Below are 13841 nucleotides of genomic sequence, written 5' to 3'. Positions count from 1 at the left end.
CGTCCGGATTTAGCGTCAGGCAGCGCCTGACGTCAGCTTGTTCGCGTAGAGTAATCGTCCTTGGCCCAGAAGGCCCAGAAGCTGTGGCAGCATGTGCCTAGCGACGGCGAAGCAGCCTTCGCTGCGGCCGATCTTGCCCCAACTGGCGATGTGATTTTCGCTGACATAATCGGCACCATGGATGACGATCGCGCGCATTTCGGCGTTGTTATTCTGCGGGTCAAGCCCGGTGAGCCGCATGGCCCGTCCATGTTGCCCTTCGTAAATCATGCCGGTTTTATACGCCCCCGCGCTGCTGGCGAGAGAATTGGGTTCATTGGAAAAGCTTTGCAGCCAGCCCGAATGTTCTGGATCGGACCCCCTGCCGTGGGAAACCAGGTAGGAACTGGCATGGCCTCCCACCAGATCGACGATATGGAAGCGCAACTCCCGCGAGGGGGCGTTGAAGTCAGCCAGCGCTACCCGGTCGCGAAGTTCGAACATATGCTGATGCTGATCCAGCGCCGCTTTGGCGCGCGCAAGCAGTTCTGCATAGGGTTGATTGGCCAGTGGTCCCGCGGGGCGTGGCTGGGGTCTGGGCAATGGGGGTGTCACTGGCGTTGCACGCCCGACGCTGTCGGCCAGAAACGAGAGAGCGAACCCGCTTAGTGCGAATTTCGTAAAATTACGGCGATCCATGGCATCCAATATAACAATTTCGAAGCCTTCCTCCAAGTGGAGGGGTAAACGGCTGGCCGCCCTTGCGTGGCGGGCGGCCAGCCTTTGCTTCAATTTATCGCATTGTCTGCATCATCGGTGCTGCGGTCCAGGCGCGCCGTCATGCCGGTGGCCGCGGCGTCGTCCTGTATCTGCTGAAGTTCCGAAACCGTCGGGGGTGGAGCCGGTTCGGGCGCGGTGGTGGTGTTGCTGGGCGGGGGCAGGGGTGCCTCCGGTTCCTCTATGATGACATTTTCAACCGGCGGTTCGACCATGTTATTGACGACCGGCGCCTCATCCTTTTTTCCGCAAGCGGACAGGGCAAGGGCGCCGGCAAGTGCGGCCAGGGCGATGATGCGCATGGGTTCAGTCCTTTGATGCAATGGTGGCCGACGGCGCGGCGGTGGGGTCAAGTCGACGGCTCGACGCTTCGATTTTCTGGGCGAGCAGCTTGTCCCAGCCATAGGGGTCGGAACGGAAGTTCATCGTGCCGTTGCTGCTGGCGTAAGCCGTCCAATAAAGCAGGTAGACGGCCACTTGCTGAGGCAACTGCACCCGCTGTGTCTTGCCGGTGTCGATCATGGTCTGGACCTTGCCGGCAAGGTCGGGATTGCTCGCCACCATCAGTTCGGCAAGCGGCACCGGCTTTTCCAGCCGGATGCAGCCATGGCTGGCGAGTCGGTCATAGCTGGCGAATTTGGCGCGGGCGGGCGTGTCGTGCAGATAGACGGCGAAGGGATTGTTGAAATCGAACTTCAGGCGACCGAGCGCGCTGTTCGGGCCGGCGGGCTGCACGATCCGCTCACCTGTTTCCGGCGTGCCGACGATCTTGTAGCCCTGCCGCTGCAATGCGGCGCGCCCCTTGGGCCATAATTCCTTCTTCGCAATTGATGCGGGGACGTTCCAGGGTGGATTGACGACGATCGAATGGATGCTGGATGTCAGCATGGGGGTCGCATTATCCGGGGAGCCGGTGACGGCACGCATGGAGGTGACGGGCTGATCGCCTTCGAACAGGGTCAGCACGGCGGCGGCGATGTTTACCTGCACGCGGTTGACCGGCAGTTGGCGGGGCATCCAGCGCCACCGTTCCATATTGGCCATGATGGCGGCGATGCGGTCGTCCACGGATACATTGAGCTCGCGCAGCGTGCGCGTGTCCAGCAGGCCAGTGGGGTTGAGGCCATAGCGGCGCTGGGCGCGCTGGATCACATCCACCAGCTTTTCGCCGGGCTGAACGCTTTTGTCCTCTATGGCAATACGCTGGCGAACCGTGTCAGGCGATGATTTGGCCGTGAGCGCGGGCCAGCCGCCATCATCCCGAATGCGTTCATAGGTGACCAAGCCGCGACGCAGCCCATCATAGCCCGAATAGGGGGGCGTGAGACCGGCCACCCACTGAGGCAGGCGGTCTTCGGTGACTGCGCGGATAAGTCCGGGACGCGGATCGAATGGCTCTGGGCGCAACGCCCAGACTTCCAGAAATTCAGCGGTTTCCACCCGGCCCGTGCTCAATGCCTTTGCCCGGTCAAGAACCGCGGCGACCAGCGCTTCGCCGGTCAAGCGGTTGGTGGGCCTGCTGCGGGCCATCAAGCCTTCCTTCGTGCCGCCCTTCAACCAGTCATTGAGCCAGCCTTCCTGGGCAGAGGATAGAGGCGGGATCGGGACTGACGGCGCGACCGGGACAGGTGGCGGGACCACAGGCTGGTCGGCGGCGGGGAGGGTGGGTGCCACCGCAGGAGGCTGCGCAAACAGGGGCGCGGCCGACAGGCCCAGAAGGGAAGCGGCGGATAAGCGGATCAAATTGAGACGGTTCATGCAGGACCAGATAGCGCAAAGCCCCTGTTGTTCAAACTCGGCTTTCCGAAAAATATGATCCACGCGGCCCCGCTGGGCGCAAATCACGCCGCAACGGGGCCGGACCACATCTTCAGTGCGTCGTTGTGAGGGGCGCTGTGTCGGAACTGCGGGTCATCACTTTTGCTGCAATCAGCCCTGCCGCTACTAGAGCAATGAAATCGCTGAACGCGAGGTAAAGCATATATCCCCAAGGCGCATGGTTGAAGACCGACTGTCCGATATGAACCCAGAGCACTGCGGCGATGGCGAAAAGAATGGTGGTGCGGGCACGGCTTCCAAAATCGGCGGCCACGAAGCGCAGTGCCAGCGCGATCAGAATGCCGACGACCAGCGCCAGGATGAACCCGCCGATCAGGGCGGCGCTGTCGGTAACGGGAAAGCCGCTGCTATTGTAAAAGACGGTGGCGACTGGGCCTTTGCCGTAGAGGATGGTGCCTTGAGCCGTCGCGGGATCAGGGATGATGTAAACCCCTGTGCCATTAGGATTGAGCGCCTGCGCCATGGCAGCCTGCAAGTTCGCGCTTGCCTGTTCATCGGCCCGATGAAAGGCCAGCGCGCTGAGCGGCGTGCCCCAGAATATGAAGCCGATGATATACATGGCGATGCCGCCTACGACGCCGCCTGCGATTGTTCTGACCATATGCGCTCCTGTCCCTGTTGCGTTTGACGCTGAAACCAGAACGCGGGCGCGGTCATATCTTTCCAGAGGGATGGTCAGTCGGGTTTGCGCGCGGCCTTTTCCGTGATGCCGGACACGCCTTCGCGCCGGTCCAGCTCGTCCAGTACGGCGTCGAGCGGGATATCGAGATCGCCAAGCAGGATCAGGAGATGGAACAGCAGGTCCGCACTTTCACCGACAAGGCCGTCCCGATCCGCCGCCATGGCAGCGATGACGGCTTCCACCGCTTCTTCGCCGACCTTTTGCGCGATTTTGGCACGGCCACGCCCCGTGAGTTTCGCGACATAGGATAGCGCGGGGTCGGCGGTTCGCCGTTCGCTTATGGTTTTTTCGAGGTCGAAGAGGGTTGAGCGCATGATATCCATCAAGCCTTAGGTAGCGCAGGCGTCAACTAAAAGTTGATTTCAGCCCGTGCGGACCGGGACACCGGCTGCTGCCAGCGCCTGATGTGCTTCCGCCACAGTATGCTGTCCGAAGTGGAAGATGGAGGCCGCAAGGACCGCGCTGGCATGGCCTTCGATCACGCCTTCGACCAAATGCTGGAGCGTGCCCACGCCACCGCTGGCGATGACCGGGATCGACACAGCATCGGCAATGGTGCGGGTGAGGGCTAGGTCGTAGCCCGCCTTCGTCCCGTCGCCGTCCATCGAAGTGACCAGCAATTCGCCCGCGCCCAGCTTCGCCAGGCGGATCGCATGTTCCACCGCGTCGATGCCCGTCGGCTTGCGACCGCCATGGGTGAAAATTTCCCAGCGGCCAGGAGCCACCATCCGGGCATCGACCGAACCGACGACACATTGGCTGCCAAAACGGTCGGCGATGTCGGCGACGACTTCTGGCCGAGCGACGGCGGCGCTGTTCACCGCGACCTTGTCCGCCCCGGCGAGCAGCAGGGCGCGCGCATCATCGGGGCTGCGAACGCCGCCGCCCACGGTCACGGGCATGAAGCAGACCTCTGCGGTCCGGCGAACGACGTCCAGAATCGTGCCGCGCGCTTCATGCGTTGCCGTAATGTCGAGGAAGCATAGCTCGTCGGCTCCGGCGGCGTCGTAGACGCGCGCTTGCTCCACCGGGTCGCCCGCATCGCGCAGGTCGATGAAATTGACGCCCTTGACGACGCGGCCATTTGCGACGTCGAGGCAGGGAATAACGCGGGTGCGGACGGTCATGACGTCAGGTCCATCACGCGGCGGCCCTTGCAATCGCCAGCGCGGCTTTGAGATCGAGCCGCCCGTCATAGAGCGCACGCCCAGTGATGACGCCTTCAATCCCTTCCTCCGTGTGGAGGCTGAGCACGCGAATGTCGGCAATGCCAGCCACCCCGCCGCTGGCGATGACGGGGATATTGGTCGCGCGGGCGAGATCCAGGGTCGCGTCGATATTGCACCCCTTCAGCAGACCGTCGCGGCCCACATCGGTGAAGAGAAGGCTGGCAACGCCTGCATCCTCAAAGCGGCGAGCAAGGTCAGCGACTGGCATGTCGGATTTTTCCGCCCAGCCGTCCGTCGCGACGAAGCCGTCGCGCGCGTCGACAGCAACGACGATGCCGCCGGGGAAGTCGCGGGCTGCCGCCTTTACGAATTCGGGGTCCTTCAACGCCGCCGTGCCGATGACGATGCGCGACACGCCAAGGTCAAACCAGCGCTCCACCGCTTCGCGATTGCGGATCCCGCCGCCCAGTTGAACATGGCCGGGGAAGGCGGCGACAATGCGCTCTACAGCATCGGCGTTCACGGCGCGGCCAGCGAAGCTGCCGTCGAGGTCGACGACGTGCAGATGCTGCGCGCCCGCTTCGGCGAAAAGCAGCGCCTGGGCTGCGGGATCATCGCCATAGACGGTGGCGCGGTCCATATCGCCTTCGGCGAGGCGCACGACCTGTCCGGCCTTGAGATCGATGGCGGGGAAAACGATCAGGGACATGGTTCTACCGATTGGTTGTGCCGAATACGCCCCTGCGATGGCGGGTGCGTGGATCGGGCGCTGACATTAGGCTCCTGTCGCGGGAGGAGCGCGAAATTTCACCTTTCGACCCGGCCAGAGTCACGGACGCCACTCCAGGAACCGGGACAGAAAGGACAGGCCGTAGCTCTGGCTCTTTTCCGGGTGGAATTGGCAGCCGATCACCGTATCGCGGGCGACGGCGGCAACCAATGGGCCGCCATGCACCGTCACCGCCGCGACATGCGCGGGGTCTGCGGCTTCGAAATGATAGCTGTGCAGGAAATAGGCTTCGCCGCTGACCAGAAGCGGGGGCGTCCCCTGCAGGATTACATCGTTCCAGCCCATATGCGGCACCTTGACGGTCGGATCGGCGGGTTCGATCAGCCGCACTGTGCCGGGAATCCAGCCCAACCCGTCATGCCGCCCGAATTCTTCGCCTGCATCGGCAAGCAGTTGCATGCCCACGCACACGCCCAGGAACGGCATGCCGCGACGATGAACCGCGTCGTTCATCGCATCGACCATGCCGGGAATTGCCACCAGCGCATCGCGGCACGCGCGAAATGCGCCGACGCCCGGCAGCACGATGCGATCTGCCTTGGCCACGACGTCGGGATCGCCGGTGATGACCACATCGTCCGCCCCAGCCTTGCGCAGGGCATTATAGACCGAATGAAGGTTGCCTGCGCCGTAATCGATCAGGGCGAGCGCGCTCACAGCATCCCCTTGGTAGAGGGAATGGCGTCGGCCTTGCGCGGGTCGATTTCCACTGCCTGCCGGAGCGCGCGGGCAAGCCCCTTGAAACAGCTTTCGACGATATGATGATTGTTGCTGCCGTAGAGATTTTCGACATGCAACGTGACGCCTGCGGCCTGGGCGAAGCTGTGGAACCAGTGTTCGATCATCTCGGTATCCCATTCACCGAGTCGCTGGACGGTGAAGGGTGCCTTGAACACCAGCCAGGGTCGGCCCGAAATATCGAGTGAGACGCGTGTCAGCGTTTCATCCATCGGCGCATAGGCGGTGCCGTAGCGGGAAATGCCCCGCTTGTCGCCCAACGCCTTGGCCACTGCTTCGCCAATCGCGATCGCTGTGTCTTCGGTCGTGTGATGCTGGTCGACATGCAGGTCGCCCAACGTCTTCACATCCATGTCGATGAGGGAGTGCCGCGACAGCTGCTCGATCATATGGTCGAGGAAGCCTATCCCGGTGGACACGGCATAGATGCCGGTGCCATCCAGGTTGACGGTCACGTCGATCTGCGTTTCCGCAGTGTTGCGGTGAATTTCGGCCGTGCGCATGATGCGCCCTATACCCAAGTGAGCGTGCTATGCAATGTGCCCCGCGCACTTGACCCGCCGCGCCGCGCCGTTAGGACATTGCCCCATGAGCGACGACCTGCCTGACAGCCTGATTCCCTATGATGAAATCGTCCAAGAGGCGCTGCGGGCCGTGGTGGGCCGCGTGCTGGGCGAGGTGGAGCGATCCGGCGGCCTGCCGGGCAGCCATCATTTCTACATCACCTTCAAGACGCAGGCCGTGGGAGTCGACATCCCCAAGCAGTTGGCCGAACGTTTTCCTGATGAAATGACGATCGTCCTGCAGAACAAATTCTGGGACCTGAAGGTTGGCGAGGACGCTTTCGGCGTTAGCTTGACCTTCAACCAGGTGGCTTCGCATCTTTATATTCCCTTCGCCGCGATCACCGCATTCGTCGATCCGGCTGTCAACTTCGCGCTTCAGTTCCAGGCGCAGGCGGACGAGATGCCCGAACCCCATGAGGAAGCGGAAAACGACATGCCTCAGGTCAAGGCCGAGGACGGGTCCAATGTCGTCACGGTTGATTTCGGCAAGAAGAAATAAAGGCTGGCGGAGCCGTGCTCCGCTCCCCAAATTGGTGGCGTCCCGGCTGTAACAGGGGAGCGCGCCTTGACCGATATTCGCATCGAAACCGACAGCATTGGCCCGATCGACGTGCCGACAAGCGCCTATTGGGGCGCGCAGACGCAGCGTAGTATCGAAAATTTCCCATTCGGGCCGGAAGAGCGCATGCCTGTCGGCATCGTCCACGCGCTGGCCATCGTCAAGCAAGCCGCAGCCCGCATCAACCGGACGCATGGGTTGGACCCGGCGATTGCCGATGCCATTGAGGCGGCGGCAGAGGGCATTATTCAGGGTCGGCATGACGACCAGTTCCCGCTGGTCATCTGGCAAACCGGCAGCGGCACCCAGTCGAACATGAACGTCAATGAAGTGATCGCGGGCATCGCCAATGAAGCGATAACGGGAAAGCGCGGTGGCAAGGTTCCGGTCCATCCCAACGACCATGTGAACATGAGCCAGTCGTCCAATGACAGCTTTCCGACGGCGCTCCACATCGCGGCGGCGCGGGCGGTCACGGATGCCCTGTTCCCAGCGCTGGACCGGCTGCACCAGTCGTTGGACGAGAAGGCGCAGGCATGGGCGGATATTGTGAAGATCGGCCGCACGCATCTTCAGGACGCGACGCCCATGACGCTGGGGCAGGAGTTTTCGGGGTACGCCCATCAACTTTACCGCTGCCGCAAACGGATTGAGCCCGCCGCGTTGCACGGCATGATGGCGCTGGCGCAGGGCGGCACGGCGGTCGGCACGGGGCTGAACGCGCCCGACGGGTTCGATGCGGACGTCGCTCGCGAGATCGCGACGATTACCGGCCTGCCGTTCCGCCCAGCCGACAATAAGTTCGAAGCGCTCGCGTCCAACGATCCTCTGGTGCATTTGTCCGCCACTCTCGCGACGCTGGCCGTGGCGCTCACGAAAATCGCGAACGACATTCGCCTGTTGGGCAGCGGTCCGCGATCGGGGCTGGGCGAACTGGATTTACCCGCCAATGAACCAGGCAGCTCGATCATGCCGGGGAAGGTCAATCCTACCCAGTGCGAGATGCTGACCATGGTCGCCGCTCAGGTCATTGGCAATCATCAGGCAGTGACCGTGGGGGGGATGCAGGGGCATCTTGAACTCAATGTGTTCAAGCCGATGATCGGGGCGGCGGTGCTGCGGTCCATCCATCTGTTGAGCGTTGGCATGGACAGTTTCGCTCAACGATGCGTCGAAGGGCTGGAGGCGAATGAAGGACGTATTGCCGAACTGGTAGATCGGTCGCTGATGCTGGTCACCGCCCTTGCGCCGGAGATCGGTTACGACAATGCCGCGAAGATCGCCAAACATGCTCATGCCAATGGTCTGACATTGAAGGAGGCGGGATTGGCTCTGGGCCTTGTGGATGAGCAGAGCTTTGATCGGTTGGTGCGGCCGGAAAATATGGTGTGACCATGGCGGAACCCCGCGAGGTTCGATACATTGACCCGGTATGAAGAAGAAGCCCTCCACTCAGCCGCTTGTCACCGTCCGCCCGCCGCGCAAGGCGGGCCTTTTGCGAAAGGCGGCTCGTCTTGGCGCTACCATCGTTGCCGCGCGCGTTGCGGCGGCGACCGGCAAGAAGGGCGTGGTGGGTATTGTCGCAGGCGTCGGAGCCAAGCGCGTCATCATGCGCCATCCGTTGGGCGCGCTATTCGTGACGGGCGCGTATCTGGCGGGCAAAGCCTATGAGGCTAAACGCGAGGTCGATCGTAAGCGGTCAGTGCGCGCCTTGCCGGATAAGAGCGGAGAAGCCGTACTGATCGAAGCGCCCGTCAAGGCACGGCGCGGCAAAGCCTAAAGGGCAGATTGCCAAGTCTTTATCGCTTCTATCGGCCAGCCCAGCATCAATATGTTGAGCGTCAGATTGTCGCGGATAACATAGAGGGCGATCAATTCCATCGCGACGGCGGCGAGCACGGTGACGGCAGTTGGCGCGCGCGCGGCAAAGAGGAATCCAAGCGTCATCATTCCAATGTCACTCATCGAATTGAGGATGGTGTCGCCGCTATAGCCCAGCGCGATGGTGGCGGTGCGGTAGCGGTCAATGATGATCGGTGAATTTTCGAGAATTTCCCACGCGGATTCGATGGCTACGGCCAGTGCCAGGCGCGGTCCCATCGGCTGACGGCGCATCAGCAGGCGGGCGACGGCATAAAAGAGGAAGCCGTGAATGATGTGGCTGAGGCTGTACCAGTCGGCGATATGCTGGCTGTTGCCGCTGTCGAGCGCGCCGTGCCACAATTCGACCCGGCCACAGGTGCAAATCAGCGGGCGCGCCATCAGATATAGCAGCGCGCCTGCGACGATTGCGATAATTGCGGCGGTGATAAAGCCGCGTCGGTTGCGGGCCTGTTTGCTTCTCGACAATTTTCTTCCCCCTTCGGCCTCTTGCCAAATCGCGCTTGCGGCGTCACTAGCGGCCATGGCCGACAGCATCCCCACCGAAGCGCCCGATTTCAAGCGGCGCGGCGTGCTCTTCGTACTTTCGTCGCCTTCGGGCGCGGGCAAGTCCACTATTGCGCGCAAATTGCTGGCCGCGGAGCCGGACCTTGCCATGTCCGTGTCCGCGACCACTCGTCCGATGCGACCGGGAGAGGTTGAGGGACGGGATTATCATTTCGTCGATCTGGAAGAGTTCCGGCGGATGACGACGGATCATGAGTTTCTGGAATGGGCGCATGTGTTTGGCCAGCGCTATGGCACGCCACGCGCGCCGGTCGAAGAGATGCTGAAAAGCGGGCGCGACGTCCTGTTCGACATTGATTGGCAAGGCGCTCAGCAGCTGCACCAGATTGCCGGTGGCGACGTCGTGCGGGTGTTCATCCTGCCGCCGTCGATGCAGGAATTGGAGCGGCGCCTGCGCGGGCGGGCGACGGATACTGAGGAAGTCATCGAAGGCCGGATGTCCCGCGCCGCCAACGAGATCGCGCACTGGGACGGATATGACTATGTTCTGTGCAATGTCGATGCGGATGACTGTTTCCAGCGGGTTCAGACAATCCTGCACGCCGAACGCATGAAGCGCAGTCGGCAGACGGGCCTGATCGGTTTTATCCGCAAGCTCAGCCGCTATCATCAGGACGATTGAGGCGGAGGCGCGCTGAGCGTCACGCGTCGAACCCGGCGGGGTCCACCCAATCCGGGTGGACAAAGGCCAGCACCTTGAACAGCGTTCCCATCGCGTCGTCTGCGGTCAGCCGGTGGCGGGCGGCTTCCACCTCTGCAGCGCGGGCCGGCGTGGTGCGGGAAAGCTGATCCGCCCTGGCGTCGATCCCCAACTGACGCAGGAAGCTGCCCTGGCTGACGGGCCCGAGCACGCGCAGCCCGGCCTGTCGGGCCATGTTGCCGATCATGGTGAAGTCGACATGGGTCGTAAGGTCGCTTTCGCCCGGATCGACAAAGGGATCGACGAAGCCATGTCCGCGCACGGCCTGCAACGTGTCACCGATTGCGGGGCCTTCATAGCCATAGTCGATGATGATCGCCGCGCCCCCCTGCCGTGCGATTCGGGATGCGAGTTCCAGGGCGATCGCTGCTCCCGCCATTGGCAGTTCGAGGATGGAGCCTTCCAGGGCGTCGGCCGCCATTGACGGGATGCCTGATTCCACGCGTCGATAGCCCGGCATGGGCAGGAAATGGTCGCTGTCTTCGGTGGTGGAGCGGATCACCACGCGTTCGCGCCACTCATCCCCCGCGCGGACGATCTGGCGGACGGGGAGGGCGTCGAAAAATTCGTTGGCGACGACCAGCAATGGAGCATCGCCGGGCAATCCGGCGACGTCATCGCAATGCCTGACATTAGGGATGAGTGCCCGCTGACGTTCCCGCAGGGTGGGGCTGGTTTCCACGAAGCGGACTTCAGGAGTGAAGTCGACGCTGGCCATGGCGCGCAGCGCGTCGGATGCGAGCGTGCCGCGTCCCGGACCTAGTTCAGTGTAAAGGGCGTGGGGACGGCTGCCCGAACGCATCCAGATGTCGGCCAGGCAAAGGCCCACAAGTTCCCCGAACATCTGGCTGATTTCCGGGGCTGTGGTGAAATCGCCCGCGACGCCCAGCGGATCGCGGGTGCCATAATAATGCTGGTTGGCCTCCGCCATATAATGGGCGATCGAAATCGGCCCACCGGAGTCGATCTGCCGAGCGAGCCGATCGGCCAGTTTCAGCGTGTCAGCTGACACTCGCGGTGCCCGCAATGGGTTCCACGCGCACGCGACGGCCCTTTGCCGTGACGATCAGATACAGGCCGCCCAGGATCATCGGGACGCACAGCCATTGGCCCATGTGCAGGCCAGTGCGCGCGGCGAACTCCATGAGCTGGGCGTCGGCTTCCCGGTAAAATTCGACGCCGAAGCGGAAGAGACCGTAGCCGAGCAGGAAAATGCCCACGAGCATGCCGGGCTTGTAGCGCGCTCGCGTCTTCCAGAAGGCGAACGCAAGGATCAGGAACAGCACGAGACCTTCCAGAAGGGCTTCGTAAAGCTGGCTGGGATGACGGGGGAAGGGGCCGCCGGTCGGGAAGATAATTCCCCAGGAAACGTCGGTTTCCTTGCCCCACAATTCGCCATTCACGAAATTGGCGAGGCGACCGAAGAAAAGGCCGAAGGGGACGCAGCAGGCGACATAATCGTGGATGCGCAGCCAGCTCAGCTTTTCCTTGCGCGCCATGTAGAGCACGGCCAGCGACACGCCGATGACGCCGCCATGGAAGGACATGCCGCCATTCCACAATTTGAAGATGTCGAGCGGATTGGCAAGGATTTCGGGCTGATAGAAGATCACATAGGCCAACCGCCCGCCAATGATGATGCCCAGCGTCGCATAGAAGATCATGTCGTCGGCATGTCGCCGCGCCATCGGCGATCCGGGTTGTGCCACCAGTTTCAGCAAATACCAGTAGCCGACGAGAATGCCCGCCAGATAAGCGAGGCTGTACCATTTCAGCGTGAAGAAGCCGAGATCGAGCGCGACGGGGCTGAGGCCCAGCTGGTCAAAATGGATCGCGGTGGAAGCTGCAGCGGCAATGTCTAGGATCAAGTCGGCGTACCCCGTGGCAAATGTGACCCCGCCATAGATCAGGTAGGGGGCTGTAGGAAAGGGGCAATGGCGCGGTATTCAGGTGTCAGAGATCGCGTGCCGGAAGGACGAAAAAGCGCCATTTTCTTACAATCGCTGTTTCTACTTCATGGACGTTCGTCACAGGGGGGGGCGCGCGTTGATCAGCCTATTTGGATTGAGGGCGGGATCCGGGATCAAGGTCGGGATGAGGTTGATGGGCGAGCGTCTGCCGGGCTGGTCTCGCCCGTCTCTGCCAGCCATTGCCGCGCCTCGGCTTCATCGCTGAATATCCTGATCAAAGCATTGGCCGCCACACGCTCGGCTTGAAGCTTGTTGAGCACCTGGCTGACTACGATGGCAACGCGACCCTTTGGCTGCATGATTTCGGCATCCGACATCTTGGCGAAGGCGCGCATGACTTCAGCTGATTGCGTCGGTTGGCCGCGGCTATCGTGCAGCATTGTAAAAGGCCTTCCGTCTGCATTCAGCCGGGTCAGAATGGCGGTTAGCTCACGCTCATAGCGGGCGACTTCTTCTACGTCCCAAAAGCCGCCGGTCCGCTGGATCAGCATACGCGATTTTTCGTCAAACTCGATCTTGTACACGGATTTTTCGCCCCTGCCTGTTTCGCTCCGGTTTGGATGCAGAGCTGCTATTCATATTGCTTAGGTCATCAGCAGAACGTTGATGCGCCACAAATGTTCAACAGGCAAATCGTAAATAAAAGCATCCAGAATGGACCCATCGCCGGGAACATCCGCAATCTGACCTTTACGTCCTTTTGTCCGGGCAGGATAAGGCAACAAAAAAGCCGCCCGGTGAGGGGCGGCTGTTCTGTTTGATCGCAGGAAGGAAGATCAGGCTTCTTCGGCCGGGGCTTCTTCAGCTTCCACGGCGATTTCGCCGGGTTCGGCGTTCGGGTCATAGTCTTCGGTGAAGCCAGCCTCGTCCTTTTCGAACAGGTCAGCCATCACGTTAACACCCTGTGCCTGCAGTTCGGCTTCTTCCGGCGAGCGAGCGACGTTCACCGTGATGGTGACGGCGACTTCCGGGTGAAGTGCGACCTTGACGTCGAATACGCCCAGCGTCTTGATCGGGCGTTCCAGCACGACCATTGCCTTGGTGACGTTGGTCACGCCATCGGCGTGCAGCGCTTCCACCACGTCGCGGACGGCGACCGAACCATAAAGATGGCCGGCGTTGGACGACTGGCGGATCAGGACGATCTGCTTGCCGTTGACGCCTTCGGCAGCCTGTTCAGCGTCGCCACGGCGGGCGGCGTTGTCGGCTTCGATCTTCGCGCGGTTGGCTTCGAAGACCCTTTTGTTGGCGTTGTTGGAGCGCAGCGCCTTCTTGTTGGGCAGCAGGAAGTTACGTGCGTAACCGTCCTTCACGGTGACGATGTCACCGATAGCGCCCAGCTTCTCGATCCGTTCGAGGAGAATGATTTCCATGAGTCTTACTCCCTCACTTCACGATGTAGGGCAGCAGGCCCAGATGACGGGCGCGCTTGATGGCCTGGGCCAGCTCACGCTGCTTCTTTGCGGATACCGCAGTGATGCGGCTGGGGACGATCTTGCCGCGTTCGGACACGAAGCCCTGCAGCAGACGAACGTCCTTGAAATCGATCTTCGGCGCATCCTTGGCGGCGAAGGGGCAGCTCTTGCGGCGGCGGAAAAACGGGCGTGCCATGTTTCAGTTCTCC

General features: G+C 62.0%; 19 protein-coding genes. 4 read left to right on the top strand and 15 right to left on the bottom strand.

From position 1 onward, the window contains the following. Positions 1 to 15: 15 nt before the first annotated feature. From FHS54_RS08570 to hisB, 9 genes are all read right to left on the bottom strand, one after another. Entirely contained in the window at positions 16 to 678 is a 663-nt protein-coding gene (locus FHS54_RS08570; RefSeq protein ID WP_167303359.1) for a murein L,D-transpeptidase catalytic domain family protein, read from the bottom strand. 89 nt (positions 679 to 767) lie between these two features. Next, on the bottom strand, positions 768 to 1058 hold the full coding sequence (locus tag FHS54_RS08565; protein ID WP_167303358.1) for a hypothetical protein: 291 nt from the start codon (positions 1056 to 1058) through the stop codon (positions 768 to 770). Positions 1059 to 1062: 4 nt separating this feature from the next. Next, positions 1063 to 2514 (bottom strand): L,D-transpeptidase family protein, encoded by a 1452-nt coding sequence (locus FHS54_RS08560; protein WP_167303357.1) that lies wholly within the window; start codon positions 2512 to 2514, stop codon positions 1063 to 1065. 112 nt (positions 2515 to 2626) lie between these two features. Further along, positions 2627 to 3196 (bottom strand): hypothetical protein, encoded by a 570-nt coding sequence (locus FHS54_RS08555; protein ID WP_167303356.1) that lies wholly within the window; start codon positions 3194 to 3196, stop codon positions 2627 to 2629. A gap of 74 nt (positions 3197 to 3270) precedes the next feature. Then, a complete protein-coding gene (locus tag FHS54_RS08550) occupies positions 3271 to 3591 on the bottom strand; it encodes a phosphoribosyl-ATP diphosphatase (RefSeq protein WP_167303355.1) in 321 nt (106 codons plus the stop codon). Between the two features lie 48 nt (positions 3592 to 3639). Next, the gene (hisF, locus tag FHS54_RS08545) at positions 3640 to 4404 is read right to left on the bottom strand and encodes an imidazole glycerol phosphate synthase subunit HisF (RefSeq protein WP_167303354.1); all 765 of its coding nucleotides are present in this window, start codon (positions 4402 to 4404) and stop codon (positions 3640 to 3642) included. Between the two features lie 13 nt (positions 4405 to 4417). Next, positions 4418 to 5155, bottom strand: coding sequence for a 1-(5-phosphoribosyl)-5-[(5-phosphoribosylamino)methylideneamino]imidazole-4-carboxamide isomerase (gene hisA, locus FHS54_RS08540; protein ID WP_167303353.1), 738 nt, complete (start codon positions 5153 to 5155; stop codon positions 4418 to 4420). A gap of 120 nt (positions 5156 to 5275) precedes the next feature. Then, positions 5276 to 5893: an imidazole glycerol phosphate synthase subunit HisH gene (gene hisH / locus FHS54_RS08535; protein ID WP_167303352.1), complete on the bottom strand. Its 618-nt coding sequence runs from the start codon at positions 5891 to 5893 to the stop codon at positions 5276 to 5278. Further along, entirely contained in the window at positions 5890 to 6477 is a 588-nt protein-coding gene (hisB, locus tag FHS54_RS08530; protein ID WP_167303351.1) for an imidazoleglycerol-phosphate dehydratase HisB, read from the bottom strand. Before hisB ends, hisH begins: the two co-directional genes overlap by 4 nt. 85 nt (positions 6478 to 6562) lie before the next feature. Here hisB and FHS54_RS08525 point away from each other — a divergent pair, with 85 nt between their 5' ends. From FHS54_RS08525 to FHS54_RS08515, 3 genes are all read left to right on the top strand, one after another. After that, positions 6563 to 7039 (top strand): SspB family protein, encoded by a 477-nt coding sequence (locus FHS54_RS08525; protein ID WP_167303350.1) that lies wholly within the window; start codon positions 6563 to 6565, stop codon positions 7037 to 7039. Positions 7040 to 7105: 66 nt separating this feature from the next. Then, on the top strand, positions 7106 to 8491 hold the full coding sequence (fumC, locus tag FHS54_RS08520; protein WP_167303349.1) for a class II fumarate hydratase: 1386 nt from the start codon (positions 7106 to 7108) through the stop codon (positions 8489 to 8491). Between the two features lie 40 nt (positions 8492 to 8531). Continuing rightward, the gene (locus tag FHS54_RS08515) at positions 8532 to 8879 is read left to right on the top strand and encodes a hypothetical protein (RefSeq protein ID WP_167303348.1); all 348 of its coding nucleotides are present in this window, start codon (positions 8532 to 8534) and stop codon (positions 8877 to 8879) included. Here FHS54_RS08515 and FHS54_RS08510 read toward each other — a convergent pair. Next, the gene (locus tag FHS54_RS08510) at positions 8876 to 9448 is read right to left on the bottom strand and encodes a DUF2585 domain-containing protein (protein WP_243855686.1); all 573 of its coding nucleotides are present in this window, start codon (positions 9446 to 9448) and stop codon (positions 8876 to 8878) included. The genes FHS54_RS08515 and FHS54_RS08510 overlap by 4 nt on opposite strands. Positions 9449 to 9503: 55 nt before the next feature. Here FHS54_RS08510 and gmk point away from each other — a divergent pair, with 55 nt between their 5' ends. Then, a complete protein-coding gene (gene gmk / locus FHS54_RS08505; protein WP_167303346.1) occupies positions 9504 to 10169 on the top strand; it encodes a guanylate kinase in 666 nt (221 codons plus the stop codon). Between the two features lie 19 nt (positions 10170 to 10188). Here the strand turns inward: gmk and FHS54_RS08500 are convergent, their stop codons facing one another. From FHS54_RS08500 to rpsR, 5 genes are all read right to left on the bottom strand, one after another. Next, complete coding sequence (locus FHS54_RS08500; RefSeq protein WP_341785954.1) at positions 10189 to 11259, bottom strand: class I SAM-dependent methyltransferase; 1071 nt, start codon at positions 11257 to 11259, stop codon at positions 10189 to 10191. Beyond that, on the bottom strand, positions 11249 to 12115 hold the full coding sequence (gene lgt / locus FHS54_RS08495; RefSeq protein ID WP_167303345.1) for a prolipoprotein diacylglyceryl transferase: 867 nt from the start codon (positions 12113 to 12115) through the stop codon (positions 11249 to 11251). Before lgt ends, FHS54_RS08500 begins: the two co-directional genes overlap by 11 nt. Positions 12116 to 12330: 215 nt before the next feature. Continuing rightward, positions 12331 to 12741 carry a hypothetical protein gene (locus FHS54_RS08490; RefSeq protein ID WP_167303344.1) on the bottom strand — a complete coding sequence of 137 codons (411 nt, stop codon included), beginning with the start codon at positions 12739 to 12741 and terminating at the stop codon, positions 12331 to 12333. Positions 12742 to 12993: 252 nt separating this feature from the next. Beyond that, positions 12994 to 13590, bottom strand: a complete 597-nt coding sequence (gene rplI / locus FHS54_RS08485; protein ID WP_167303343.1) for a 50S ribosomal protein L9 — start codon at positions 13588 to 13590, stop codon at positions 12994 to 12996. A gap of 13 nt (positions 13591 to 13603) precedes the next feature. Beyond that, the gene (rpsR, locus tag FHS54_RS08480; protein ID WP_167303342.1) at positions 13604 to 13828 is read right to left on the bottom strand and encodes a 30S ribosomal protein S18; all 225 of its coding nucleotides are present in this window, start codon (positions 13826 to 13828) and stop codon (positions 13604 to 13606) included. Positions 13829 to 13841: the final 13 nt, after the last annotated feature.

The organism is Sphingobium vermicomposti, assembly GCF_011762025.1.
Lineage (GTDB): Bacteria > Pseudomonadota > Alphaproteobacteria > Sphingomonadales > Sphingomonadaceae > Sphingobium > Sphingobium vermicomposti.
Note: the sequence above shows the minus strand (reverse complement) of the source record. Positions and strands in the feature narration are given on the sequence as shown.

Bases quoted from the DNA above. Each gene is read 5' to 3' on its own strand.
- FHS54_RS08570 (WP_167303359.1), bottom strand. From the start codon at position 678: ATGGATCGCCGTAATTTTACGAAATTCGCACTAAGCGGGTTCGCTCTC.
- FHS54_RS08515 (WP_167303348.1), top strand. From the start codon at position 8,532: ATGAAGAAGAAGCCCTCCACTCAGCCGCTTGTCACCGTCCGCCCGCCG.
- hisA (WP_167303353.1), bottom strand. From the start codon at position 5,155: ATGTCCCTGATCGTTTTCCCCGCCATCGATCTCAAGGCCGGACAGGTC.
- FHS54_RS08565 (WP_167303358.1), bottom strand. From the start codon at position 1,058: ATGCGCATCATCGCCCTGGCCGCACTTGCCGGCGCCCTTGCCCTGTCC.
- hisB (WP_167303351.1), bottom strand. From the start codon at position 6,477: ATGCGCACGGCCGAAATTCACCGCAACACTGCGGAAACGCAGATCGAC.
- gmk (WP_167303346.1), top strand. From the start codon at position 9,504: ATGGCCGACAGCATCCCCACCGAAGCGCCCGATTTCAAGCGGCGCGGC.
- FHS54_RS08555 (WP_167303356.1), bottom strand. From the start codon at position 3,196: ATGGTCAGAACAATCGCAGGCGGCGTCGTAGGCGGCATCGCCATGTAT.
- rplI (WP_167303343.1), bottom strand. From the start codon at position 13,590: ATGGAAATCATTCTCCTCGAACGGATCGAGAAGCTGGGCGCTATCGGT.
- rpsR (WP_167303342.1), bottom strand. From the start codon at position 13,828: ATGGCACGCCCGTTTTTCCGCCGCCGCAAGAGCTGCCCCTTCGCCGCC.
- FHS54_RS08550 (WP_167303355.1), bottom strand. From the start codon at position 3,591: ATGCGCTCAACCCTCTTCGACCTCGAAAAAACCATAAGCGAACGGCGA.
- FHS54_RS08525 (WP_167303350.1), top strand. From the start codon at position 6,563: ATGAGCGACGACCTGCCTGACAGCCTGATTCCCTATGATGAAATCGTC.
- FHS54_RS08560 (WP_167303357.1), bottom strand. From the start codon at position 2,514: ATGAACCGTCTCAATTTGATCCGCTTATCCGCCGCTTCCCTTCTGGGC.
- hisF (WP_167303354.1), bottom strand. From the start codon at position 4,404: ATGACCGTCCGCACCCGCGTTATTCCCTGCCTCGACGTCGCAAATGGC.